Source organism: Marinilactibacillus sp. Marseille-P9653 (genome assembly GCF_916618885.1).
In the GTDB taxonomy this organism is placed as follows: Bacteria; Bacillota; Bacilli; order Lactobacillales; family Carnobacteriaceae_A; genus Marinilactibacillus.
On the sequence record NZ_CAKAKH010000001.1, the window covers coordinates 1,733,431 to 1,759,372 of the forward strand.

Annotated in this window: 22 protein-coding genes, 1 riboswitch and 1 other annotated feature; of the genes, 2 read left to right on the top strand and 20 right to left on the bottom strand. The window is 37.5% G+C overall.

Annotated features, from left to right (window positions below):
* Nucleotides 1-80 precede the first annotated feature (80 nt).
* The 10 genes from LG377_RS08485 to LG377_RS08530 all read right to left on the bottom strand — a co-directional run bounded on the left by LG377_RS08485 (nucleotide 81) and on the right by LG377_RS08530 (nucleotide 10,118).
* The gene (locus LG377_RS08485) at nucleotides 81-1,433 is read right to left on the bottom strand and encodes a patatin-like phospholipase family protein (RefSeq protein WP_225744230.1); all 1,353 of its coding nucleotides are present in this window, start codon (nucleotides 1,431-1,433) and stop codon (nucleotides 81-83) included.
* Between the two features lie 125 nt (nucleotides 1,434-1,558).
* Nucleotides 1,559-2,188: a V-type ATP synthase subunit D gene (locus tag LG377_RS08490; RefSeq protein ID WP_225744231.1), complete on the bottom strand. Its 630-nt coding sequence runs from the start codon at nucleotides 2,186-2,188 to the stop codon at nucleotides 1,559-1,561.
* 5 nt (nucleotides 2,189-2,193) lie between these two features.
* Nucleotides 2,194-3,570, bottom strand: coding sequence for a V-type ATP synthase subunit B (locus LG377_RS08495; protein WP_225744232.1), 1,377 nt, complete (start codon nucleotides 3,568-3,570; stop codon nucleotides 2,194-2,196).
* Nucleotides 3,563-5,347 (bottom strand): V-type ATP synthase subunit A, encoded by a 1,785-nt coding sequence (locus tag LG377_RS08500; protein WP_225744233.1) that lies wholly within the window; start codon nucleotides 5,345-5,347, stop codon nucleotides 3,563-3,565. The genes LG377_RS08495 and LG377_RS08500 overlap by 8 nt, the downstream gene beginning before the upstream one ends.
* Nucleotides 5,348-5,359: 12 nt before the next feature.
* Nucleotides 5,360-5,671, bottom strand: coding sequence for a V-type ATP synthase subunit F (locus LG377_RS08505; RefSeq protein ID WP_225744234.1), 312 nt, complete (start codon nucleotides 5,669-5,671; stop codon nucleotides 5,360-5,362).
* A complete protein-coding gene (locus LG377_RS08510) occupies nucleotides 5,664-6,665 on the bottom strand; it encodes a V-type ATP synthase subunit C (protein ID WP_225744235.1) in 1,002 nt (333 codons plus the stop codon). Before LG377_RS08510 ends, LG377_RS08505 begins: the two co-directional genes overlap by 8 nt.
* Before the next feature lie 13 nt (nucleotides 6,666-6,678).
* On the bottom strand, nucleotides 6,679-7,260 hold the full coding sequence (locus LG377_RS08515; protein ID WP_225744236.1) for a V-type ATP synthase subunit E family protein: 582 nt from the start codon (nucleotides 7,258-7,260) through the stop codon (nucleotides 6,679-6,681).
* 92 nt (nucleotides 7,261-7,352) lie between these two features.
* Nucleotides 7,353-7,826, bottom strand: a complete 474-nt coding sequence (locus LG377_RS08520) for a V-type ATP synthase subunit K (RefSeq protein ID WP_225744237.1) — start codon at nucleotides 7,824-7,826, stop codon at nucleotides 7,353-7,355.
* A gap of 20 nt (nucleotides 7,827-7,846) precedes the next feature.
* On the bottom strand, nucleotides 7,847-9,805 hold the full coding sequence (locus LG377_RS08525; protein ID WP_225744238.1) for a V-type ATP synthase subunit I: 1,959 nt from the start codon (nucleotides 9,803-9,805) through the stop codon (nucleotides 7,847-7,849).
* Nucleotides 9,792-10,118, bottom strand: a complete 327-nt coding sequence (locus LG377_RS08530) for a hypothetical protein (RefSeq protein WP_225744239.1) — start codon at nucleotides 10,116-10,118, stop codon at nucleotides 9,792-9,794. Before LG377_RS08530 ends, LG377_RS08525 begins: the two co-directional genes overlap by 14 nt.
* A gap of 40 nt (nucleotides 10,119-10,158) precedes the next feature.
* Nucleotides 10,159-10,205: a sequence feature (sodium ion sensor (DUF1646 type); this cis-regulatory element may regulate processes involved in with the transportation of sodium ions), on the bottom strand.
* A 471-nt stretch (nucleotides 10,206-10,676) separates the two neighbouring features.
* On the opposite strand from LG377_RS08530, the gene LG377_RS08535 reads away from it, so the two are divergent.
* Complete coding sequence (locus LG377_RS08535) at nucleotides 10,677-10,991, top strand: hypothetical protein (RefSeq protein ID WP_225744240.1); 315 nt, start codon at nucleotides 10,677-10,679, stop codon at nucleotides 10,989-10,991.
* Between the two features lie 141 nt (nucleotides 10,992-11,132).
* Here LG377_RS08535 and cls read toward each other — a convergent pair whose 3' ends face one another.
* The 3 genes from cls to LG377_RS08550 all read right to left on the bottom strand — a co-directional run bounded on the left by cls (nucleotide 11,133) and on the right by LG377_RS08550 (nucleotide 15,276).
* Nucleotides 11,133-12,575 carry a cardiolipin synthase gene (gene cls, locus LG377_RS08540; RefSeq protein WP_225744241.1) on the bottom strand — a complete coding sequence of 481 codons (1,443 nt, stop codon included), beginning with the start codon at nucleotides 12,573-12,575 and terminating at the stop codon, nucleotides 11,133-11,135.
* A 240-nt stretch (nucleotides 12,576-12,815) separates the two neighbouring features.
* Nucleotides 12,816-13,385, bottom strand: coding sequence for an energy-coupled thiamine transporter ThiT (gene thiT / locus LG377_RS08545; protein WP_225744242.1), 570 nt, complete (start codon nucleotides 13,383-13,385; stop codon nucleotides 12,816-12,818).
* Nucleotides 13,386-13,473: 88 nt separating this feature from the next.
* A riboswitch (TPP riboswitch) is annotated at nucleotides 13,474-13,580 on the bottom strand.
* A gap of 16 nt (nucleotides 13,581-13,596) precedes the next feature.
* Nucleotides 13,597-15,276 (bottom strand): ribonuclease J, encoded by a 1,680-nt coding sequence (locus LG377_RS08550; protein ID WP_225744243.1) that lies wholly within the window; start codon nucleotides 15,274-15,276, stop codon nucleotides 13,597-13,599.
* A 220-nt stretch (nucleotides 15,277-15,496) separates the two neighbouring features.
* Here LG377_RS08550 and LG377_RS08555 point away from each other — a divergent pair, with 220 nt between their 5' ends.
* Nucleotides 15,497-16,483 carry a biotin--[acetyl-CoA-carboxylase] ligase gene (locus tag LG377_RS08555; protein WP_225744244.1) on the top strand — a complete coding sequence of 329 codons (987 nt, stop codon included), beginning with the start codon at nucleotides 15,497-15,499 and terminating at the stop codon, nucleotides 16,481-16,483.
* A gap of 82 nt (nucleotides 16,484-16,565) precedes the next feature.
* Here LG377_RS08555 and pnp read toward each other — a convergent pair whose 3' ends face one another.
* From pnp to LG377_RS08590, 7 genes are all read right to left on the bottom strand, one after another.
* On the bottom strand, nucleotides 16,566-18,689 hold the full coding sequence (gene pnp, locus LG377_RS08560) for a polyribonucleotide nucleotidyltransferase (RefSeq protein WP_225744245.1): 2,124 nt from the start codon (nucleotides 18,687-18,689) through the stop codon (nucleotides 16,566-16,568).
* Between the two features lie 280 nt (nucleotides 18,690-18,969).
* Nucleotides 18,970-19,239, bottom strand: coding sequence for a 30S ribosomal protein S15 (gene rpsO / locus LG377_RS08565; protein WP_225744246.1), 270 nt, complete (start codon nucleotides 19,237-19,239; stop codon nucleotides 18,970-18,972).
* Nucleotides 19,240-19,406: 167 nt separating this feature from the next.
* Nucleotides 19,407-20,033, bottom strand: coding sequence for an orotate phosphoribosyltransferase (pyrE, locus tag LG377_RS08570; protein ID WP_225744247.1), 627 nt, complete (start codon nucleotides 20,031-20,033; stop codon nucleotides 19,407-19,409).
* Nucleotide 20,034: 1 nt separating this feature from the next.
* Entirely contained in the window at nucleotides 20,035-20,745 is a 711-nt protein-coding gene (pyrF, locus tag LG377_RS08575; protein ID WP_225744248.1) for an orotidine-5'-phosphate decarboxylase, read from the bottom strand.
* A complete protein-coding gene (locus LG377_RS08580; RefSeq protein WP_370632550.1) occupies nucleotides 20,738-21,670 on the bottom strand; it encodes a dihydroorotate dehydrogenase in 933 nt (310 codons plus the stop codon). The genes pyrF and LG377_RS08580 overlap by 8 nt, the downstream gene beginning before the upstream one ends.
* 15 nt (nucleotides 21,671-21,685) lie before the next feature.
* Entirely contained in the window at nucleotides 21,686-24,868 is a 3,183-nt protein-coding gene (carB, locus tag LG377_RS08585) for a carbamoyl-phosphate synthase large subunit (RefSeq protein WP_225744250.1), read from the bottom strand.
* Nucleotides 24,861-25,940, bottom strand: a complete 1,080-nt coding sequence (locus LG377_RS08590) for a carbamoyl phosphate synthase small subunit (protein WP_225744660.1) — start codon at nucleotides 25,938-25,940, stop codon at nucleotides 24,861-24,863. The genes carB and LG377_RS08590 overlap by 8 nt, the downstream gene beginning before the upstream one ends.
* Nucleotides 25,941-25,942: the final 2 nt, after the last annotated feature.

The following is a 25,942-nucleotide window of genomic DNA, read 5'->3' on the forward strand; positions in this document are numbered from 1 at the left end:
AACATTTCTCTCGTTTGAACCCTTATCCTCAATATTACCACATAAAAGAAATCTTTTGGGAATTTTTTTAGTTATTTTTCTTAATGGTTGAATTTATCTTCGAGATAAAGCATATAAAGTGCCAGCATAAAAGGAAATGGTTTGATAGTAGCTACAAATTTGGATAAAATACTTGAAAGATCGTTAGTAGAGTTTTTGAGTGTATTGTAGATAAACAAAGTCATTTGACGATCAGATATAAAAGGAACGTTTTCTTTAATCTTTTCTGCCCATTCTGTTCCACTTAAATGAAATTCGGGTGCAAGTTCACTAAAAGAACCCTCGTTATTTAGAGTCTGTACTCTACTTAATATTTCTCTTTGAAAAGATTCAGCGTTATACGCTTCTTCAGGCAATAATCTAAAACACTTTCCAGCCAGTTCCATCATTACTAACGGGAGTGTTTCGTAAGTAACTTCTTTGTTCCACTTATTTGAGATCTCTCCAACCATATTTATCTGGTATTCCTCATCTTCAAGAAAATCTTCTAAGCCATCATAAACGTTTCCTTGCATGATTTTATTTAGAGAGTGATAAAAAGCACGGTAGTCTTTCTCCATACTGTCTGTTTCAAACGTATACCAGAATCCTTTATATCGATTAGAAAGTTTCATTGTTTCTAGATAGCCTAATTTAATATTTAATGAGGTTCTTTTTTTATTAAACAAGAGCAAATCACCCAATGACCACTGTGTTCGAATCCATTTAGTTGGAACACTATCCACTTGGTGGTCAACGCTAAAAAGACCAGGACCTTGTAAATCTACAACAATCATTTTATCTGGCTTTCTATCTATAACCATCTCATAAGGTATATTGTTTTTATAGCCTCCATCCATATATGGTGTACCATCAATAATGGTTTTTTCCATTGCTGGATACAATGAAGCACTGGCTAACAAGTAATCTTTCAAGCGATTTTCAGGTATATCTTTTAAGTAAAAGAATTCTATTCCCCCAGTATCACCATTCGTTACTGATAGTCCAAAATCAATGGGAGACTTGCGTATGGCTGATTCATCAGTAATATATTCACTAATGAGTTCTTTCAAAGGCGCTGAACTCAATCCTTTGGAGCCAATAGCTTTAATGAAGAAGCCACCTAATGTTCTTTGATAATCATTGAAACTATCAATACTTAATGGAAATTCATAGTCTAGAATTGACGAACCTTCGATATCCTTCCACATGGTTTCAGCCTCTTCAACATTTCCTTGAAGCATCAAAGCTCCGTTTAAAGCGCCTACTGAGGTTCCAGTTATAATATCTGGAACAAAATTCAATTCTTTTAAAGCTTTCCAAACACCAATCTCGAAAGAACCTCTTGCTCCCCCGCCGCCTAGAACAAGTGCACTTTTTTCATCTTCTTTTAAATCGAAAAAATTTTCATTCAATTGTAGTGCCTCCTATTCAGTCAGATCATTCTTGTTTATAGTACAACCTGTTAAGATTTTTGACAACTTTAATCACTTCAAACAAAAAAGCACCGATACCAAGTATCGATGCTTTTTCATATCCCTTAACCCATGTCTTTTACTTTCATCAAACGTGTGATAGAAGCACGTTCTGCTTCATCAAGTTTCATTTGAATAAAGTAAATGGTTTCTTCAAGTTGTGGAATTGTCATGAATTCAAGTGCATTTACACGACGTCTAGTTTTTTCGATTTCATCAGCCATCAATTGACAAGTTTTCTCAATTTCAGCTAACTCTAGCATGTCTGGCATAACTTCAACCAGATATTCAAAGGTCAGATCTAATTCACCATTGGAATTCAGATATCCATAACTTAAGTCTTTTGGATCCCCAGCATTGTCATCATATTGAAAATGCATTTGAGGAACTCGAACACTCATGATATTTTTCTGATCAATGTTTAGATTAACACTTTGAGTCGGCACTGCCATGAGCTCTTCAATAAAGTTCTCATGAACAAGTGACTTAGCCATCGCAAAAGATTGCATAGCTTTAGATAGTTTTTCTTCCACTTCGATACGCAATTCATTGTTTTGACGAATCAACGTAATGAAACGTCTCATCAGTTCATCTTGCTTATCTTTGAGGAGTTTATGTCCTCTAGAAGCTAACGAAAGACGATCTTTAAGGTTTGATAGTTCCATTCGAGTGGGGTTGACATTTAATTTAGCCATTTACCTCACTCTCCTTTTGGTAAATATTTATCCAGCATATCATCCTTGATACGTTTCAGTTCACCACGTGGCAAGACTTTCAATAAGTCCCATCCTAAATCAAGTGTTTCTTGAATCGAACGGTTTGCATAGTTACCTTGATTTACGTATTCTTTTTCGAATTTGTTCGTAAATTCAACATAACTACGGTCACTTTTAGACAAAGCAGCTTCCCCAAGTACTGCAGATAATTCTTTCGCTTCTTTACCTTGTGCATAAGCGGAGAAAATCTGGTTCATTGTAGCTGAGTGGTCTTCACGTGTTTTACCTTCACCAGTACCTTTATCTTTCAAACGAGAAAGAGAAGGTAGTACATCGATTGGTGGTTGATACCCTTGGTTGAATAGGTCACGAGACAGAATGATTTGTCCTTCTGTGATGTAACCCGTTAAATCGGGAATCGGATGCGTGATATCTTCTTCGGGCATTGTCAGGATTGGAATCTGAGTAACAGATCCTTTAGATCCTTCCAGACGTCCAGCACGCTCATATAATGTTGCTAAGTTGGTATACAAGTAACCAGGATATCCACGACGACCAGGAACTTCACGTCTAGCGGCAGAGATTTCACGAAGTGCTTCCGCATAGTTTGTCATGTCAGTCATGATAACTAAAACGTGCATATCTTTCTCAAAAGCTAAATATTCAGCAGCTGTTAGTGCCATACGAGGTGTTGCAATACGTTCGATTGCAGGATCATCTGCCAAGTTGACAAATAATACTGAACGATCAATTGCGCCGGTTTTCTTGAAATCTTCCATGAAGAATTCAGCTTCTTCAAACGTAATACCAATTGCAGCAAATACAACGGCAAATTTGTCATCAGAATTTGTAACACTTGCTTGTCTAGCAATTTGAGCCGCAAGCTCTTTGTGTGGTAAACCAGATGCAGAAAACACAGGTAGTTTTTGTCCACGAACCAAAGTGTTCAAATGATCGATCGTTGAGATACCAGTTTGAATAAATTCATCTGGATAATTACGTGCAATCGGGTTAATTGCAATACCATTGATATCTAAACTTTTTTCAGGGATAAGGTCTGGTCCGCCATCGTTTACGCGGCCCATTCCATCAAACGTACGACCGATCATATCTTCAGATACGTCTAGTGATAGAGGTCTACCTAAAAAACGTACTTTAGTATCTTTCAAGTTAATACCAGTTGACCCTTCAAATAATTGAACAACAGCATTCTCACCGTTAATTTCAAGTACTTGTCCACGTCTTCTAGTACCGTCTTGAAGTTCAATATCAACAAGTTCATCATATTTAACACCTTCAACACCGGTAACGGTCATTAAGGGTCCGACTATTTCGGAAACTGTTTTATACTCTTTAAGCATCTGACTCTACACCACCTTTTTCAATAACCTTTTGAATCGTTTCTTCTGTTTGTTTACGAATATCAGCGAAACGAGAAAGTTCTTCTTCAGGGATAAATTTAGAACGTCCGATTCTTTCACGGATTTCTTCAGTACCCTCATTGATTTCATCATAATAAGCACCTAAGTCCATTGCACGAAGAGCTTTATCTTGGAAATCAAGAATCGTTTCAATCATTTCAAATTGTTTCTCACGAGAAGTATACGTATCAACATCATCAAACGCATTTTGTTGTAGGAAATCTTCACGAATCATTCGAGCAACAACTAATTTCAGTCTGTCTTTCTCAGATAAAGACTCAACCCCAACTAAACGAACGATTTCTTGAAGTTCTGACTCATCTTGTAGTAAAGATTTCACTCGTGTAACTTTACCGTTCCAGTCAACATTTAATTTATTACCAACATATTCATTCATTTCATTTGAATATAAAGAATACGAGCTTAACCAGTTGATAGATGGGAAGTGACGTCTTTGTGCAAGTGATGAATCAAGACCCCAGTAAACTTTAGCTACACGCAAAGTATTTTGTGTAACGGGCTCTGAAGTATCTCCACCTGGAGGTGAAACGGCTCCGATAGCTGTGATTGATCCTTCACGTCCTGTTGAACCTAAAGAAACAACTTTGCCAGCTCTTTCGTAATACTCAGCTAAACGACTACCTAGATAAGCCGGGTAACCTTCATCCCCTGGCATCTCTTCTAGACGACCAGACATTTCACGAAGTGCTTCTGCCCAACGAGAAGTTGAATCTGCCATGATGGCTACTGAGTAACCCATATCACGGAAGTATTCAGCAATTGTAATACCAGTATAGATAGAAGCTTCACGTGCTGCAACGGGCATATTAGAAGTGTTGGCGATCAACACAGTTCTTTCCATGATTGATTTTCCAGTATTAGGATCAATCAATTCAGGGAACTCGTTGATAACGTCCGTCATTTCATTACCACGTTCTCCACAACCAACATAAACAACTAAATCTACATCTGCCCATTTAGCGATCTGGTGTTGTACAACTGTTTTTCCGGCACCAAATGGTCCAGGAACTGCAGCTGCTCCACCTTTTGCAACAGGGAATAATGTATCAATAACACGCTGTCCAGTAATTAATGGTTCAACTGGGTTTAATTTACGTTGAATTGGACGACCACGTCTAACGGGCCATTTTTGAATCATTGTGAATTCTTTGTCGCCATTTTCAGTTTCAATAACATATAGTGGATCTGTAAGTTTATACGTTCCACTAGCAATTGATTTAACTGTTCCATTAACACCATTTGGTACCATGATTCTGTGTTCTAATACACTAGTCTCTTGAACAGTACCTAAAATATCTCCAGAAACAACTTCAGTTCCTACTTCAACTGTAGCTGTGAATTCCCATTCTTTATCTCTGTTCAGTGGCTTGATTTCCATACCACGTTCCAAGAAGTTACTTTGTGTTTTGTCCATAAATTCATCTAATGGTCGTTGAATACCATCAAACATTTGCGCAATCATTCCCGGTGCAAGCTCAACTGACAATGGTTCTCCAGTCGTTTCAACTTTTTCACCAGGTCCAACCATTGAAGTCTCTTCATATACCTGAATAGATGCGATATCTCCTCGCATTTCAATGATTTCACCAATCAATCCTAAATTACCTACTCGGCAAATATCTTGTATATTAGCTGATTCCATATCTTTAGCCGTAACTAAAGGTCCGGAAACACTAACGATTGTTCCGTTACTCAAATTCGTACCCTCCTATAAAATATTTTGACCCACAGCTTTTTCTACGTTTTCTTGGACACGTTTCTTCCCAATGCCGCGTGAACCAGCATGATTCGGGATCAAAATGATGGCAGGTGTTAACTTAGCATCATATCTTCTTATCGTATCTGGGATCAGTTCTGCCAATTGCTCAGTTAAATAAATAACCCCGTATTTCTGGTCTGCGAGTTTGTCAATCGTACGTCTGGTCTCTTTTGCTTCAGAAGCAAAATATACATCGAACCCAAGCATTTTGAATGCCAATACAGATTCTCTGTCTCCAACAACACCAATTTTACTAGGCATAATTCAATCGCATCCTTTCTCTAATTCCATCGGCAGAAACGCCGTTTTCCTTACCAGAGAGAATGAGACGTAGATTTTTGACTTCAGTTTCTTTTGCGTAAATAAAAGCTACAATCGGTAAAGGACCGAAAGACTTCAATTTAGCATCTTGCATCATTTTCATATAGGCATTATCAATTTCAAAATCTAGTTTCACTGGTGAAATCTCGTTTGTATCAGAGTCAACAGATGCTTCAATGATTGATTTATACTTAGTATCTTTCAAAGTGTTTGCAGCTGTACTCATATCTTTATTCGCAATATCCACAAGATCAGCTTTTGGAATAGAACCAGAGCTAGACAAAATCGTAACCAAGAAGTTACGTGTTCTATTCTGTTTCATTGCTCGAGTCAGTGTAGATAAATTCTGGAAATCGATAAAAGTCTCAACCATTTCTGGTATACCTTGCTCACCGGTTTCGTCAGCAAGTATACGCATATGACTGAAGAATCGACGATCTAAAATAATGTCTATTGACTGAGTATTCTGGTACTCATCGTAGTCCGTTTGTACTTCATTTATACTATCCAAGTAAGGCTGAGGAAGAACGTCTGAAGTTCCTGTTCTAACGGCTTGTCTCAATTCAGAGATATCGTAACGTCCAATTGGGATAAACAGGTGATCCAAATCTTGTTCTGTAAACTCCTCTTTGAATAACACTTTTAGATTATGGTATGCATAACGTAAGCCAAAAACTTCTACTAGAGCTTTATTTGGTGAGATTTTAAATAACTCATCAAATGTTTGGTGTAACTCATTCATTAGCATGGTGTCATAATCTTTATCCTCTTTTATTCGATCAACATCATTTCTATATGGGGTTTCACGTAGTACATTTACAGCATCCTCAAATGAGTCAGCTGCCAGCATACGGTCATAATGTCCCCGATTAAGGAGGTTATTTTCATACACACGAATGAGTACATTACTTGAACCATAAGCGGTATCTTTCAAGTTTTTCTCCTCCTTAAACAAATAATTCTTTAGTTATGATCGGTACAATTTCAGATCTAGCATCTTCAATCAATGCATCGAATAAGAAATTGTATTCAATACCTTCTATCTGAACTAGCAATCCAGCTTCATTTTGAACCGTTTCGTTTGAAAGAGTCGCTTCAATTGATGAGCCAGTTGCACTTTCCAACCATGCTTGGTCGATTAAACCGACTGTTTTAGAACCTAGTACAATGGTTACTTTACTTTCTGATTGGAATTGAGAAATAACATCTTTTGTAAACTGTTTAAAAGCTGCTTCGTTAATTTGGTCTAACTCAACTTTAGCATCTTCCAAAACGCGTGAAAGGATTGCTTGTTTAGCAGATAAGACATCATTTCTTTTTTGAATCTCAAGCGTATTGTTACGAATCGTATAGTTTTGTTGTGCGTTTTCGTCAATTGTTTGCTTGCGCGCAATTTTATCTTGCTCTGCTTTAGCGCGAGCCGCCTGAACTTCATCTTCAGCGTTTTTGCGTGCTTCTTCAACACGTTGACGAATAGCTACTTTTTCTTTTTCAATAACTTTTTCTGTCAATAATTTTAAATCCGCCATACTGAACCTCCTTAGTATTTCTTCTTTCAGTAAAGAGTAAAGATTACGTTCAATACGGTCTTTACTCTATTAAAGAAGTGATTCTATTTTTATTATAAGATGATCATTACTAAGGAAATAACGAATCCTAAGATTGCATAAGTCTCAACCATTGCTGAGTAGATGATACCTTTAGTAGTGTGTTCTGGTTTTTGAGCTAAGATTTGCATAGCTGCTGCAGAAACGCGTCCTTGGTTACCGCCTGAAGAAAGACATGTGAATGCTACTGGTAATCCAGCCATAAACAGGTACCAACCTTCTGATACTGCTAATTCAGGAGTGATTTGTAGGAAAATCAAGAATCCGATAACGAAACCGTAAAGACCTTGTGTTGCTGGTAGCATTTGTAGTACTAACGCACGACCAAATGATTCTGGTTGTTCTTTTGTTAATGCTGCTGCAGCTTCACCGGCAATTGCTACCCCGCGTGAAGATCCGATACCTGAAAAGATAACAGCCATAGCTATTCCTAATCCTGCAAAAATTTGACCCATGTTGTCACCTAAAAGTGTTTGTAAAAATTCCATTATATTATTCCTCCATTAATTTAATTAGTTTCTTTTTTTAACCAAATGTGTTTTTCAAGTGTTTTAAGAGGGGTTAATGGCTTACCGCCACCCTCGAAGAATTTACCGAAAAATTCCACGTATTGTAACCTTGATGAATGGACATATGCACTCAAGAATGATAACGCAATGTTCATTCCTTGAAGAGCAATGATCAATACTACCCCGATCGTGAATCTGAACAGTGGCGGTAAGAATCCGATAATCAAGTTAAAGGCCATTGCGATGTTCGCACTTGCTACACCCAATGCCATTAAACGAGTATAACTGACGACGTCTCCGACATAACCAGTAACACCGTACAAGTTGTATAATCCCAATCCGAATCCAAGACCTTTGTTTTTACTGGAAATTGTTGATACGACAATAATCCCTACAACATTAATCAGTGTTAAACCAAGACCAACTTGAGAAACAATTGGTATATTGAAGACCATTGAGCCTAGAACGTAAACAACAAGTCCCAGTAGCATCATTGCCCAAGCATAACCGTCTACATAACTAGAAGCTCTTTGTCCTTGACGATTTTTGATAATTCCGTTCATAACTAACCCAAAAATCAATTGGATTACACCAAGAGCAACAGATAAAATCATGACTTCAATGACGTTATCTTGCAGTGAAAGCACGTGAAAAGGTAACGATATTCCAAAGAAACTTCCGAAAAACAGTCCGAATGCCATAGTAGGATACGATAGTATATGAAGAAACTTCATAAATCTTCTCGTAGAGCCTTCCACACTGAAGAATTTCAATGCGACAAAAGTAACGAGTCCAAGCAAGACTCCGTATCCTAGATCTGCTCCGATCATACCGAAGAAAATCATGAAGAACGGGAACATAAGTGGTGTTGGATCGACTTCATTGTATTTTGGCAAACTAAACATTTCAGTAATCAATTCGAATGGTTTGATTAAATTGCTGTTTTTCAAGACGATTGGAACCTGGTTGAATTCTTCCATTTTCACATCGTCTATCATAACGACAATACTATCTTCTCCAAGTTCAGAATGAAGAGTATTTTTCAATAAATCAACTTTCTCTTCTTCAATCCATCCACTAGCAATAAATAAGTGTTCACTATTTAAAACTAAGTCTTTAGCTAAATCTCTTTGCCCGAGATTATAGTAATATTCTTCTGCTAATTCAAGATCTTTAACAAGTGATTTCCACTCTTTCATTTCTTTTTTAGCAGCGGACTCTTCTTCACGTAAACCTTTTTGAGCATTTAAATTAGCATATAATGCATCTTCTGGTAACAAGTCATACGTGTATTTTAGTTCTCTGAAACTTAATTCTATAACGAGTTTATTGAAAGCTTCTTCATTATCCTTTGGAACAATAATCATATAAGCAGATTCATCTTGTCTACTATAAATTTCTTCAAAGTATACAGTAGCTAACTCATCTAATCCTTGGGTTAATAAAGGTGCATGTTCATTATCAACTGTTCCGATGTGAACATTCAACAACTTAAGTCCTTTAACTTCTTGAGGAAGGAAATTAAGTCCGCGCCATTTTCTTAAAAATGATTCTTCTTCTTGGAGAGCTTTTCTCTGCTCTTCAATTTGATTCAACTTTTGTTCTCTTGAATTCACTTTTTCGATCAAAGCATCCACGTCTACGTTTGAAACATGGCTCTCCAATTCTTCCAAAGAGAAAACATCACGCTTTGTCTTTAATTTTTCAATTGTTCCAGGTTGAGGAACATACTTGTTAACATAAGTGATCGCGTGTTCAATATCTTGAATCTTTGTTTGGAAATCCGCAGTTTCTTTGTAAGAGTCTGTGACTTCAAACTGATCAAGAATTTCTTCTTCTAAAACATCCGATAGTGAAATGACTTCGATACTCTGCATTTCTTGAATAGAACGCAACAATGTTTCTTTGTTCTGTTGCTCGGCCATCAAAGTCAGTTTTTTCATTTTAGCGATTGCCATATCGACGCACTACCTCCTCTGCTATTCGATTGGCTAGAGCATTTTTGTTCTCTTGATAAGCCTGTTCGAACCGCTCTGCTTCTCTACTAGCGGATTCATCCATTTCAGCTTTGTCTTTCTCTAATTTACTACTGTAAATTTGCTCTTGCTCAGACTTGTATTCTGACAACTCTGTTTCAAGTGCTGTTCGAATAGATTCAACTTCTTGAGCTGTTTCTCTTTCGATCTGCTTGATTTCGTCATCAGCGTCTTTCCGTAATTGAGAAGCGCGTGCTTCAGCGTCTTTTACATAATTAATTGCCTCACGGTTCATATCGTGCCTCCTTCCGCCAAAAAGGGCGCAACTAACAAGCCTCTTCTCACCCCAGAAGAAATTATCCTTGAAAGCTCACGCCCAACCGCATTAATATTTTATTTCGACTACGAGTAACATAATACCATACGTCTCACAGGATTTCAATTCGACAGCCATACTATAAATGAAGAGTTTTGTTGCAGAATCAAAGATTGTTAGCACTTGCAACTTCATTTTCTTTATTTTAAGTTTACTCCAACCAATTGTAGACACTCTAATCTAAGATTCTTAATATCACGTGTTTTCAATAGAGTTTTCATCGCTATATTTTGCATGTTTAAAGTTCGTATTTCTTTCTTATAATTTAAGCAATTAATCTTATATAAAAATCCATACTGAAATAAAACTTGGCTAAATTATCCTAAGCTAGGAACAATTTTTTCTGAGTATATTTATCCATAAAAATTTTATAAGTTGAGCGTTCAAATGCTCAAAGTGTGTTTTTTAATTCTTTATTGACAAACGGAATGCGTGTTCGGTATAATCTATTTAAACAAACGTTCGGGAGATGAGCTCATGGAAAAATTTGCAGTTGAAAAAAATCAAATTCTTCATTATTTCAAAGAAACTTATTTAAATCGTAGTCACTTTGCAGTTCACAAACAAATGCCAGCTTTACAGCTAAGACATTTCATCAAACAAGCTGTGCGCAAACAGAAACTTATTACTATACAATTGAATCCATCTGCACACGACTCATCCATATCCGAATGTACTGGAACAGCTTCTTTTTCTCCTTATAGTAGCCAAATTATATTGAATAGCCATAATAGTAATACTGTTCATTTGATAAACAGTGATCAAATCAGACACATTAGACTTGCTAATTAAACTATATGGTTTAAACTTTCGTTTTATTTATTGCTAGTATACTTCTTAACACTAAAAAAGTCTTCAGAGGGAGAAACACGGTCCCTTTGAAGACTTTTTTACTTCATTACAAATGAATCTTATACATACTTATAAAAAATCCTATAGTATTGGCGAAAATAAGCGACTAAATTGCTGCTTGAATAATTCCCATTTAGAATACTGGTCTATGATTTTTCGAGTTAATTCATAGGAAGCTTCCATATCTTTTTCGAAAATGGCTACTTGCTCTCTCGCTAAATGGCGATCGTACATAAAGGTATTAACTTCAAAATTCAGCTTAAAGCTTCGGATATCAAAGTTGGCTGTACCAACTGACAAGATTTCTCCATCTATCACAATCGTCTTTGCATGGATAAATCCAGCATCATAAATATATACTTTAACGCCTGAGTTAATCATCTCTTCAGCATAACTAAGTGTAGCTCGGTATATGAAAGGATGATCCGGTTTGTTAGGAATCATCAATTTAACATCAATACCAGATAAACTCGCAATTTTTATCGTTTCCATTAACGCTTCATCTGGTATGAAATAGGGTGTCTGGATATAAACGGACTCCTTGGCCATACTGATCATTTTAAGAAAACCTTTTTTTATTGCATGCATTTCAGTATCTGGGCCACTGGAAACAATTTGTAGATCAGTAGAGCCTATAAAAGAAGAAACTGGAAAATAATTTTCTTCATAACTGACTGGATGATGTTTAACAGATGCATTCCAGTCCATCAAAAACCTTGTTTGCAAAGGAAGCACACCGTTTCCATTGATTCTAAGATGTGTATCTCTCCAGTATCCCATCTTTTCATAGAGACCTAAATAATCATCTCCGACGTTAAAGCCTCCTGTATACCCTACTTTTCCATCAATTACGACAATTTTTCTGTGATTTCTGTAGTTCAGTCTGAAAAATTTAGAACCGAAGAAAGGTTCAGCTTTTCCTCCAAGAGCTTTTAGGTGTTCAAAAAAATGAGCGCCTACGACTCTAGCTCCAATCGGATCATATAAAACTTTAACTTCAACACCATTTTCAGCTCTTTCTTCCAACGCTTTCAACAATCTTGTACCAATGCCATCTGCTTTAAATATATAATAAGTCACATGAATATGATGTTCCGCTTTACCGATGTCTTCTATTAATTTATCGAATTTTTCTTTACCATCTGTAATAATATCTACTTTATTACCTTTAGTTAAAATAGCTTCGTTACTCTCTAGAAAAAGAGAAACCAGTTCCAAGGTAGAATCCAAGTACTTCGATTCTGGGATATCTAGATTTTCAGACTCAATTAATTGCTTTTGTGCTTCAACCAATTGAGTCATACCAATTCTCTTCTGTGACCGAATGTCGAATATATTTTCTTGAGAGATTTTCCGTCCAAGAAATAGGTAAATAACAAATCCAATGCCCGGTAACATCGTAATAACGAGTAACCAAGCCCATATTGCTGCAATATCTCTTTCTCTTTCTCTGAAAACTGTTATAAATGCTAAAATTGAATTGACAATGATAAATAACCAGAATAACGTTCTAATAATCTCCATTTTATACCCCTTATAGTCTTTTTGTTGACTCCTCTACGAACACCTGATACTAAGCCTTCTAGAGTTTTTCTTAATCAGTTTACACTATTACACCTTTACCCGTCTACATATATTATCCCCAGGGGGTCCTTAAAACGAAGTATACATTAAAAGCATACGATATTCTGTAACAACTGGTGCGGAAAATAACAAAGCAGCCTCTAATAGTAGAGACTGCTTGATGGGATTTATTTTCAAGGATTAATTTTTTGATTTAGGCACAAACATAGATGAAGCTCTATCGAATAATAACACCAATACAATAATTGTGACCGCTATGGTTGCGAGCATACTCGCTCCGTTGAATAGTAGCGAAAACGTTACAGGATCAAGCCCCCACACTGCATAGTCTCCAAAAAAGAATACACCAGCTACAAAATGCCAGAACCAGCGGGCAGCTGATCCTATGAATGTCGTAATGATCAAATATTTTTTAGCGGTACTTAGTGAATTTTCTTTTATATTTTTGACGATGGTTTGGCTAAAGTAACCGGAAAACCCAACACAAGTGAAAGCAAATCCATATTCAATAATAAATTGATAGATATTCAATATATAAGCTGTTCCAGCTACTACATGCAAGATTCCCCACAAAAACCCAGCAAATAAACCAGGTAACACGCCTCTTCTGATTGCAAAAAAGGTCAACGGAATCGTACCTAAAGAAACACTAAAAGAGGCTCCAATCCCTACTGGTATTAAAGACAAAATCATAGCTATGGCCGCAAACAATGTCCCTTCAATATAAACTCTTAACTTTTCGTTCTGCATACAAAAACTCCTCCTATAGATACTATGTATACTAGAGGAGGAGTAAATTCTTATCATCATAGCAAAAAAGCAAAAAGATACTTTTAGACACTGATTCTAGGTACTCTCCCTACGCACGTACGAACGTACAGGTTCAAAGGGTCTGGACTAATAGTCCACTCTCAGCCAATTTAATTGGCTCCCCTAGTACAAATAGTTAATTTATCGCGATCTACTTGAATCGACGATTTTGATTCACTTCCATTATAACAGGTAAAATGATTGGACGTCTACGTGTTTTTTTAAATAAATGATTTCCGAGTTCTTCTCTAATATCTTGCTTGATAGATCCCCAGTCGAAATCATTATGTTCAAGATTTTTGCGAACTACATCAGTAACGATTTCGTTAGATTCATTAATCAAATCCTGATTTTCTTTAACAAAGACAAATCCTCTTGTTACAATGTGCGGACCAGATACAACTTTACGTTTTTTCCGGTCAATCGTTACAACGGCTACAAAAATACCATCTTCAGATAATAGTCGTCTATCTCTTAAAACAATATTTCCAATGTCTCCAATACCAATTCCATCAATTAGCGTATTTTCAGCTGGAACTTGACCAGTCTGATTCATTTTGCCATTTTGATAGTTCAAAACATCTCCATTACTTAAAATAAAGATATCTGCGTTATCCATACCTGTTTCATTTGCTAAATCAGCGTGAGCTGCAAGCATACGATACTCTCCTTGAATTGGTATGAAATATTTCGGTTGAAGTAAATTGATCATCAATTGTAGATCGTTAGGCGTAGCATGACCAGAAGCTTTCATATTATCAGAAATATGCTTAACGGTAGCACCTGCTCTATAAATCAAGTTTTCTGTTTCAGCAACAGTTACTTCCATTGCAATAGATGGACTTGTAACAATAAATATAAGATCATTCTCTTTAATATTCACTTGTCCATGATTGCCTGTTGCCATACGGCTAAGTGTTTTAATCGGTTCACCAGAAGCGCCTGTTTCAAGTACGATAATTTGGTTATCATCAAACTGATCAATTTTATCGACTGAAACGATTAAATTCTCATCAGGGAGTGTCAGTTTGTCTAATTCTATCGCTGTTGCTAGAATTGCTTCAAGATTACGTCCTGTAATGAAAACTTTTCTTCCAGATGCATGTGCAGCATTCAGTACTTGTTGAATACGTAAAATATTACTTGCTACTGCGGCAACAATAATTCTACTATTCGAGTCTTGGAAAATATCCAACACTTCTTCTTGAACTTTTTTCTCAGAAACATTTTCTATCGTACTTTCTGCTTCGTTTGAATCACTTAATAACGCAAGTACACCTTCTTTACCAATCTCAGAAATCTGAGAAAAGTCCGTACGGTATCCCTCACTTGCACTTTGATCAAACTTAAAGTTTCCAGTGTAGACAATGTTGCCATCATCAGTCTTAACAGAAATTCCCATAGAGTCAGGTATAGTGTGCGTTGTTCTGAAAAATTTCACTAGGTTTCCATGGAAATCAATTTCTGTGTGTTCATCGATTACATGATAATCATCAAAATTGGCGCCAAGACTAGATTCATTAACAAATAATTTTGCTAATGCAATGGTTAGTTCTGATCCAAATACAGGTACATTGAAAGATTCAAGGAAATATGGCAATGCGCCTATAGCATCCTCATGTCCGTGTGATAAAAATACACCAGCAATACGGTCTTTGTTTTCTAATAAATAGCTGAAGTCAGGAATAACTGCGTCAATACCATACAAATCTTCTTCTGGATACATTAATCCACAATCCAAGACAAAAATGTCCTCTCCTGATTCAATGACATATAAATTTTTTCCGTTTTCTCTTACTCCTCCAAAAGGAATAATCTTAATATTACTCAATTTTTTCACCTCTAAAAGTTGATTTAACGTATAGTTCAACTTAGTTATTATAGTTTATTTCACCTATTTTTCTTACGTCCGTTCACTCTACACTGATTTTAGTATAGCATAGAAATTCCTTATTTCCTACTAATCTTCAACTTGGAAACGTGTCGACTTTCTCTTTTAGTATCTGTATACTTTACTACTATAAAACTTGAAGGAAATGGAGATCAAAATCATGGTTCCTCAAACTTTAAAAGCTCATCATCTGGATTACTTAAATAGTGAGCCCACTCATTCTGCTTCAATAGTAGAAGTTAGTACGGCTTGTGCGTGTTCTGAAGAAATGACAAAGAATGTATTAAAAGAAATATCAGAAGACGGAATGCCTATCCACTTTGACGCTCAAACGGTCATACTCTTGAATCCTATTTTATCTGAAGCGTCTATCATAAACCAGCTGAAAACTGAAAGAATTGGTCATCATATAAAACTTCTTCAGTCAATTGACTCTACAAATGATTATGTCAAAAAGCATCTGAGCTCATTAAATCATGGTTCCTTAGTTCTTGCGCATGAACAGACAGTGGGAAAAGGACGGTTAGGAAGAGAGTGGTCTTCACCTGCTGGAAAAACCATATCCATGAGTCTACTACTTAAACCATCAAATCAGAAACTCCGTTACTCTATTTTGACACAAATGGCCGCTGCTGCGCTTGTCCGATCTTTGGAAACTCATAGTCACGCTGAAATCAAATGGCCCAATGATGTCTTGGTCAATAAAAAGAAAATTTCAGGTATTTTAACTGAAGCAGAATATTCAGGAAGTCAACTTGAAGGCATCATCATTGGTATAGGTGTCAATACCAATCTGGATAAAGATGATATTCCTCTATCCTTAAAAGAAAAAGCCAGTTCTCTCAAAATAGAAGTCGACACAGTTGATCCAAACAAGCTTATTTCTAGATTTTTAGAGTTTTTTGAAACCTATTATGAATCTTGGCTCTCTGATCAGGACACGAAGCCTTTTTTAGATGTTTGCAGAAAACACTCCGCTTTGATCGGTCATCGCTATTGGATTGAAGACACAGTTAGTAGAAGAAAAGCTTCTATCGACTCTTTAGATGATGACGGGGCTCTAGTCGTAACTTATTTAGATACTTCTGAGACAATGCCACTCGTTTCTACTCATTATTCTATTCGAGGGGACAATGGATACATCTGAATCCAGAATACAATAAAGCACCCTTTTATCCATCAACTGATTTCAGTGAGATTTTAAAAGGGTGCTTTTTTATTGGCTTAAATTATTCTTTTTCAGCTTCTGGTTCTTTCGCTTCAAGAACAGCTTTTCTGGAAAGATTCACTCTGCCCATTTTATCAACTTCTGTTACTTTAACTTCAAGAACATCCCCAACTGAAATCACATCTTCAACATTCTTGATGTATTTATCAGAAAGTTCGGATACATGGACTAATCCATCTTTCCCTTTGATGATTTCTACAAATGCGCCGAATTTTTCAATTCTCTTAACGGTTCCTTTGTAAATTTTTCCAACTTCTACTTCTTCAGTCAATTGCTCGATGATTTCGATTGCGCGTTGAATTGCACTAGCATCTTGACCGTAGATAGAGACTGTTCCTTCTTCATCGATATCAATCTTAACGTTTGTTTCAGCGATGATACCGTTGATCGTATCTCCACCTTTACCAATAACCACTTTGATTTGTTCTGGCTTGATTTTGATTGATTCAATTTTCGGTGCATATGCACTCAACGCAGTGCGTGGAGCTGCAATAGCCGCTTCTAGATTATCAAGAATCTCAAGACGAGCTTTTTTAGCAGAAGTCAATGCTTCTTCTAAGATCTCTCTAGTGATTCCTTCGATTTTAATATCCATTTGTAGCGCTGTGATACCTTCTCTTGTTCCAGCAACTTTAAAGTCCATATCGCCAAGGTGATCTTCTAGCCCTTGGATATCAGTCAGTACGGTGTAATCGTCACCTTCCATAACCAATCCCATTGCGATACCGCCAACTGGTGCTTTAATCGGTACTCCAGCGTCCATCAATGCTAATGTCCCTGCACAGATACTTGCTTGAGAAGAAGAACCGTTTGATTCAAGTACTTCTGCTACTAAACGGATCATGTATGGGAATTCTTCTTCACTCGGAATCACTTGTGCTAAAGCTCTTTCTCCTAAAGCTCCGTGCCCAATTTCACGACGACCTGGTCCTCTTACTGGTCCAGTACTTCCTACAGAAAATTGCGGGAAGTTATAGTGATGGATGAATCTCTTGCTGCTTTCACTTCCAAGACCATCAATAATCTGGTGCTCATTAAGTGGTGCAAGTGTGGCAACAGATAATGCTTGTGTCTGTCCACGAGTAAACAGCCCAGAACCATGAACACGAGGAAGAATAGAAACTTCTGATTCAAGTGCACGAATTTCATCGACTTTACGTCCATCAGGTCTAACGTTTTCTTGAGTGATCAAACGACGTACTTCATCTTTTTCCATATCAGACGCAATTGCCTTAACATCTTTCATCATGCTATCTTTTTCTTCATGATCAGCTAGTTTTTCTTGATAAGCTTCAATAATTTCTTGCTTAACAGCTTCTGTTTTTTCAGCTCTTTCTTGCTTATCAAAAGTTTGAATAGCTTCTTTCATTTGATCGTTGTAAGCTGAAGTGATTTCTTGTTTAAGATCTTGATTTGGAACAGAAAGGATGACTTCCATTTTTTCTTGTCCAAGTTCTGCTACAATTTTTTCTTGGAATGCTACAAGTTCTTTGATTGCATCATGTCCGAAAAGCAATGCTTCAAGCATGTCTTCTTCTGAAACTTGTTCTGCTCCACTTTCAACCATGTTAATTGCTTCTTTAGTACCTGCAACTGTTAAGTGAATATCAGACTGTTCTGTTTGCTCTTCAGTTGGATTGATTACAAGTTTTCCATCTACTCTACCTACATTGACACCTGCAATTGGTCCATTAAACGGAATGTTTGAAATACTTAATGCTAATGACGAACCAAGCATAGCTGTCATTTCTGGAGAATTGTTAGGATCAACAGACATTACTGTGTTGGTAATTTGAACTTCATTACGAAATCCTTCAGCAAACATTGGACGTAATGGTCTATCAATTAGACGAGCAGTTAAGGTTGCATTTTCAGAAGGACGTCCTTCTCTTTTGATAAATCCACCAGGAATTTTTCCAACTGAGTACATTTTTTCTTCATAACTAACCATTAACGGGAAAAAGTCACGGTCGCTAGCTTGATTGCTTGCTACTGCAGCAGTTAATACGACAGTATCTTCATATCTAAGTAATGCAGCACCATTGGCTTGTTTGGCTAATTGACCGATTTCTACTGTTAAGGTTCTTCCACCGATTTCGGTTGAAAATACTTTTTTATCTGACATTATATTCTCCTTTTGATCTTTATTGACAGGAAGTTCGTTCTACTAAACAAATGTCATTTTTCCTATTAAAAAAATCACATTTGCATAGTAGAGAATCAAATCTTCCCGATTTTTCCAAATTTTGACTATAAAGAAAGCGAGATTCAAAAGAATCCCGCTTTTTTATAAACCAAATCCAGCTTATAAATCCGGATTCGCTATTAAGATGATGGCAGGCGTATATATCTTTACCCGCATATCCATCTAACTTTTATAACTAAGCGGTTTATATAGCCTTTTATTAACGACGTAGTCCTAAACGTTGGATCAATTCACGGTAACGTGTGATATCTTTGTTACGTAAATAAGCTAACAAGTTACGACGGTGACCGATTTTTTTCATTAGTCCACGCATAGAGTGGAAATCTTTTTTATGTCTTTGAGCATGCTCATTCAATTCGTTGATATCAGCAGTCAATACAGCGATTTGCACTTCTGGAGAACCAGTATCTCCTTCGTGACGAGCATATTCTGACATGATTTGTGTTTTAAGTTCTTTTGTTATAGCCATTTCACTACACCTCTTCCTCTTTTTTTGAATCCAGTTACTGAGATAACGTTGGTGTTACGTTTATCCAAGTAATGGTCTGTGTTCTAAAGTCTGAATCAAACGAAAAGTCTTTTTCAGTACTATAGCACTTTATAAATCTTACAGCACTTCATACTAAAAATCAAGTATCACTGCCAACTTTTAGGATCCTTTTTCCATTCCATCAAACTCGTTCTATCACTATCTTTAATTCTACCTGATTCTAAGGCTACCTGTATCATTTCAGAGTATGTGGTGATCGTTTTCAGAGCAACTTGTAACTCATCGAATGCATACGTACTGATCTCTAATTCATAGGAAAAGATTGCTGCTACACCCAATACTTCCGCGCCTTCTCTTCTAGCTTCTTGAACAGCATTGATGACACTGCTACCAGTAGAAATCAAATCTTCGATGATGACCATTTTAGCATCTGGTTCGAAGGTTCCTTCAATTTGTTTGCCTTTTCCATGCTTTTTAGCAGAGCTTCTAATATAAACCATTGGAAGATTTAATTTCTGTGCGATCCAGGCAGCATGTGGGATACCCGCTGTAGCCGTTCCTGCTATCACTTCTACTTCTGGGTAATCTTGTTTGATAATTGAAACAAATGCTTCAACAATTGTAGTTCTGATTTCTGGATAACTCATAGTGATCCTATTATCACAGTAAATTGGACTCTTCATTCCGCTTGTCCAAGTAAATGGATCATTAGGTTGTATTGAGACTGCTCCGATTTCAAGCAAATCCTTGGATACTTTCGATGAGTAATTCATATTATTCCCCATTCCAATATTTTAATACTTCTTGATAAGCAGTAGCCGGGTCTTTTGATTTTGTGATTGTTCGCCCTACTACAATATGTGTCGCTTTTTCTCTCTTTGCTTCCAGTGGAGTAGCAATTCTTTTTTGATCGTTCGTCAGATCTCCTGACAGTCTAATGCCCGGTGTAACACGCAAGAATTTTGGCGCAGTCACTTGTTCAACTTTTTTTGCTTCATGAACCGAACAAACGACACCATCAACACCGGCAAAATAAGAGAGTCGAGCATAGTTTAACACGCTCTCTTCGAGTGTACCAGAGACCCTTTGTTCTCTCTGCATGTTTTCTTCAGTTGTACTTGTCAATTGGGTTACTGCTATGAGCAAGGGCTTTTTTGATCCTGCTTTGTTTCCATCTTTCAGCCCTTCTTTAGCGGCTGCCATCATCTCTACCCCTCCTGCTGCATGCACGTTGACCATGTCCACTCCAAAACTAGCTAAGCCTCTCATTGCCTTATAAACCGTTGTCGGGATATCGTGAAGCTTAATGTCTAAAAACACATCATGTCCAGATTCTTTTAATTGTTTTACGATTTCAATACCTTCTTGATAAAACAATTCCATCCCGACTTTAACGTTGAGAGTTTGTTTTGGAAAGTGCGTCAGAAAATGTTCTACTTCTTTCTTTGTAGAAAAATCCAGTGCGATAATCGGCTTATTATCCATTGCTTCTCTCCTTTTTCACTTCAGAAATTAGAGATTCTATTGAAAGGATTCCTAATTCACTTAAGCGTTTAGGCAATTCAGCTATAATCTGCTTCATAATCAGGGGATTTCTATAAGTCGCTGTTCCAATCGCTACTGCAGATGCTCCGGCAAGTAACATTTGCAAAACATCATCAGTCGACTGAACACCACCCATGCCTATAATTGGCAAATCAACTTCTTGTGCGATCTGATAAACCATACGAACAGCTATTGGCAGTACGCTTTCTCCAGATAATCCGCCCATGACATTTCCTAGGACTGGTTTTCTGGTCGTAACATCAAATTGCATACTTAAAACCGTATTGATTAAGGTTATACCGTCTGCTCCACCAGATTCAGCTGCTTTTGCGATCGCTACGATGTCTGTAACATTTGGTGATAGTTTGATATAAACCGGTAGTGTCGTCACTTTTTTCACTGCTTCTGTGATCTCTCTGACCTTTTCCGCATCCGTTCCAAAGGCTAGTCCACCTTCTTTTACATTCGGGCAAGATACATTGATTTCTAGAGCTGAAATCCCCTCTGATTCACTCAGTTTTTTAGCTACGTAAGCAAATTCTTCTACTGTCTTTCCTGCGACGCTTGCCATAACAGGCGTATGATACTTTGCTAGATTAGGAAGTTTATCCGAAAGCACTTTATCTACTCCTGGATTTTTCAACCCTACAGCATTCAATGCTCCATGCTCCATCAGAAAGAATCTGGGATCTTCGTTTCCATTTCTAGCTTCTTTTGTTGTGGATTTAAGTACAATTGCTCCAAGCGTATTGTAGTCATATAGATCATGATACATATCTCCAAATCCAAACGTACCACTTGCTGGCATGATTGGGTTCTTCATATTCAATCCTGGTAGAGATACAGCTAAATTTTCCATATACATTCCTCCGTGAACTTTTTATAGTGCGCTAGTAGAAAACGATCTAGATTCTAATACACTTAAAATGGCAGATACTGTGTCCAGTGAAGTCATTAAAGGAATGCCTTTTTCAATCGAAGCTTTACGAATATAGAACCCATCAGTTATTGCTTCTATATTCTTGCCCATTGTGTTGACAACAAGATCTACTTGGTTAGCTTGAATTAAAGTTAAAACAGGTTCTTCTGTCTGTTCAGTAGTTATTTCTGTTATAGATTCAACTAGTATGCCCACATTTTTCAATACTTCCGCAGTACCCGCAGTCGCGATAATGGAATATCCGGTTTCTCGGAATCGTCTGGCAAGTTCAATCCCTTCTTCTTTATCTTCATTCGCTAATGTCATCAAGACTTTACCGTGATCAGGTAAATGCATGCTACTCGCTTCAAAAGCTTTATATAACGCTTTTTCAAGTGTTCTGTCACTTCCCATGACTTCTCCAGTTGATTTCATTTCTGGTCCGAGTGATGCATCTACTCGGTGTAATTTTGAAAAGCTGAAGACAGGTGCTTTTACATGTACGAGCTTCGGCTCTTTGTAATGTCCATTTGTATAGCCTTGATCCTTCAAAGATTGTCCAAGAATGATTTTTGTAGCGACTTGAGCCATAGGTATACCTGTAACTTTACTTAAGAAAGGTACTGTCCGACTTGCTCTTGGGTTGACTTCAATAACGAATACTTGATCTTCATGGATAACAAACTGGATATTCATTAGTCCAAAGCAATTTAGTCCTTTACTGAGTTTTTCAGTATAATCAACGATGGTATTTTTGATCTTATCTGATAAGTTTTGAGGTGGATATACAGCCATAGAGTCTCCAGAATGTACGCCTGAACGTTCGATATGTTCCATAATTCCTGGTATCAGAACGGATTCTCCGTCGCAGATAGCATCTACTTCTACTTCTTTACCAATGAGATAACGGTCAATCAGTACTGGGTGTTCAGAAGATAGTTTAACGGCACCATTCATATAGACTGAAAGATCCGCTGTATTATCCACAATCTGCATACCTCTTCCGCCTAGAACGTAGCTTGGTCTCACTAAAACAGGATATCCAATCGTTTCTGCAATGGCTAATGCTTCAGCTTCTGTACGTGCTGTGTCCCCTTTAGGTTGCGGTATACCAAGACTCTTCAATGCTTTTTCGAATGCATTTCTATTCTCAGCACGGTCCAAGTCTTCAACAGTCGTACCCAGAATTTTGACGCCGCGTTTTTCTAGTGGCTCTGCTAAGTTGATCGCTGTCTGCCCACCAAATTGTACGATGACACCTTCTGGTTGTTCATGGTCAATGACATTCATCACATCTTCTATTGTTAAAGGTTCAAAATAAAGTTTGTCAGATATCGAAAAATCGGTTGATACTGTTTCTGGATTATTGTTCATAATGATGGCTTCGTATCCCGCTTGTTGGATCGCCTTTACCGAGTGGACCGTTGCATAGTCAAATTCTACACCCTGACCGATTCGAATCGGTCCTGATCCTAGAACTAGAATAGATTTTTTATCTGTACGGATACTTTCCTGTTCTTCTTCGTAAGTACTATAAAAATATGGCGTTGAAGAATCAAACTCTGCCGCACAAGTGTCGACGGTTTTGTAGACTGGTAAAATCTGTGCTTTTTTTCTTGTATCCGCAATGACTTCTAATGTCGTTCCCCAGACCTCAGCGATTTTATAATCGGAAAACCCATATTGCTTAGCGTAAGTCAACGTATCCAAGTCGTAGGGTGCTTTTTCTAGCATTTGTTCGATTTCTACGATGTGGAGTAGTTTATCTAAGAAAAACAAATCGATTTTTGTTAGTTGCGCCAGCTCTTCAATTGGGTAAGATCTTCTGATCGCTTCAACAAGGTAAAAAAGGCGGTCGTCTTCTGCTTTAACGATTTTGTCGATCAGTCGCTGATCATCTATTTGCTTACATTCTTCGAGCTCAGCGTGTTCTGCGCCTATTTCCAGTGAGCGTACTGCCTTCAGAAGACTTTCCTCAATGGTTCTTCCAATAGCCATGACTTCCCCAGTAGCTTTCATTTGAGTTGTCAGTCTACGGTCCCCTGATTCAAATTTATCAAAAGGCCATCTTGGAATCTTCGCGACTACATAATCTAGTGCTGGTTCAAATTGAGCATAAGTTGTTTCTGTAACAGGGTTTTTCATTTCGTCGAGTGTCAGTCCAACAGCAATCTTAGCTGCCAGTTTCGCAATCGGATACCCGGTTGCTTTACTCGCAAGTGCTGAAGACCGGCTCACGCGCGGATTTACTTCTATAATGTAATAGTTAAAACTATCAGGATCTAGTGCTAATTGAACATTACATCCACCTTCAATTTCTAACGCTCGTATAATTTTCAAGGATGCGTCTCGCAACATTTGATACTCTTTATCTGTCAATGTCTGACTAGGCGCCAATACAATTGAATCTCCAGTATGAATACCTACTGGGTCAAAGTTCTCCATATTACAAACAACCATTGCATTATCGTTTCTGTCCCTCATGACTTCATATTCAACTTCTTTGTATCCTGCGATACTTCTTTCCACCAAACATTGATGAACTGGAGATAGTTTGATGCCGTTCGCTACGATTTCTCTTAGCTCTTCTTCGTTATCACAAAGACCGCCACCTGTTCCACCCATTGTAAAGGCAGGACGAACAATTAGAGGGTACCCAATTTTTTCTGCAAAGTCGACCGCTTCATTTACAGAGTGGACGATTTCACTGTCAGGGACGGGTTCATTCAACTCATGCATCAACGTTCTGAATAAATCTCTGTCTTCTGCTTGATTGATCGCTGACAATTTTGTTCCAAGTAATTCGATATCCAACTCTTCTAATATCCCGCTACCATCTAATTCAATAGCCATATTCAGTCCCATCTGTCCACCAAGAGTCGGTAGGATTGCATCAGGGCGCTCTTTTCTTAAAATTTTAGAAACAAATTCAAGTGTCAGTGGCTCCAGATAGACTTTATCTGCGATTTCTTTATCGGTCATGATTGTAGCTGGATTGGAATTTACCAGCACAACCTCATATCCTTCTTCTCTGAGTGCCAGACAAGCTTGTGCTCCAGCATAATCAAATTCCGCTGCTTGTCCAATAATGATTGGTCCCGATCCAATAACTAGGATCTTATGAATATCGTCTCTTTTAGGCATCTTTATTCCCCGCTTTCCAAGAATCCATCAGTTCTGTGAACTGATCAAACAAATCTTCTGCATCATGTGGTCCAGGTGCTGCATCAGGATGATACTGCACACTAAATACCGGATGAGTACGGTGTCTTAGTCCTTCAATCGTTCCATCATTAATCTCAAGATGTGTGACTCTTAGTTGATTAGGGTCAATGGATTCTTTCTCCACTGAATATCCGTGATTTTGAGAAGTAAAAGCGATTTTTCCAGTTGCAATTTCTTTGACTGGATGATTGAATCCTCTATGTCCAAAATTCATTTTGTATGTTCTAGCGCCATTGGCTAGAGCAATTAATTGATGACCCAAGCAAATTCCAAATACTGGAACTTGAGGTTGAATGGCTTGAATCATCTTTAATACCTCTGGCAGATCCGTTGGGTCTCCAGGTCCGTTCGTTAGCATAACGCCGTCTGGATCAAGATTCATAATGGTTTCAGCTTTTGTATCATGTGGAAGGACTGTTACATGGCAAGAGCGTTTATTCAGTTCGTGTAAAATACTATGTTTTAAGCCAAAGTCGATGACAACAACCTTTCTGCCGTTATCTGGGCTTACGTAAGGCCTCGTTGTGGAAACTTGCGCAACTTGATTGTGATCAAGTTGCGTTTCAGCTAGCATTTTTAGGTATTTTTCGACATTTTCTGTAGCGTCCGTTAAGATTGCTTTCATAGCTCCATGTTCTCTAATGACTTTAGTTAATCTTCTTGTGTCTACCCCTGAAAGTCCTGGAATATCTTTTTCTTTTAAAAATTCATCTAAGTTCATCTGACTACGCCAGTTAGAGGGCCTTCTAGCATATTCTTTAACGATGACTGCTTTTGTCGTTGGAAAAACTGATTCATGGTCATCGCGATTGATTCCTGCATTTCCTATTAGCGGATAAGTAAATGTTAGCAGTTGTCCATTATAAGAATGATCCGTGATGGATTCCTGATATCCTGTCATCCCTGTGTTGAAGACGACTTCTCCAATCGTTTCTTTGTCTGATCCAAATCCGTATCCTTTAAATATATTCCCATCCTCTAAAATCAACATTC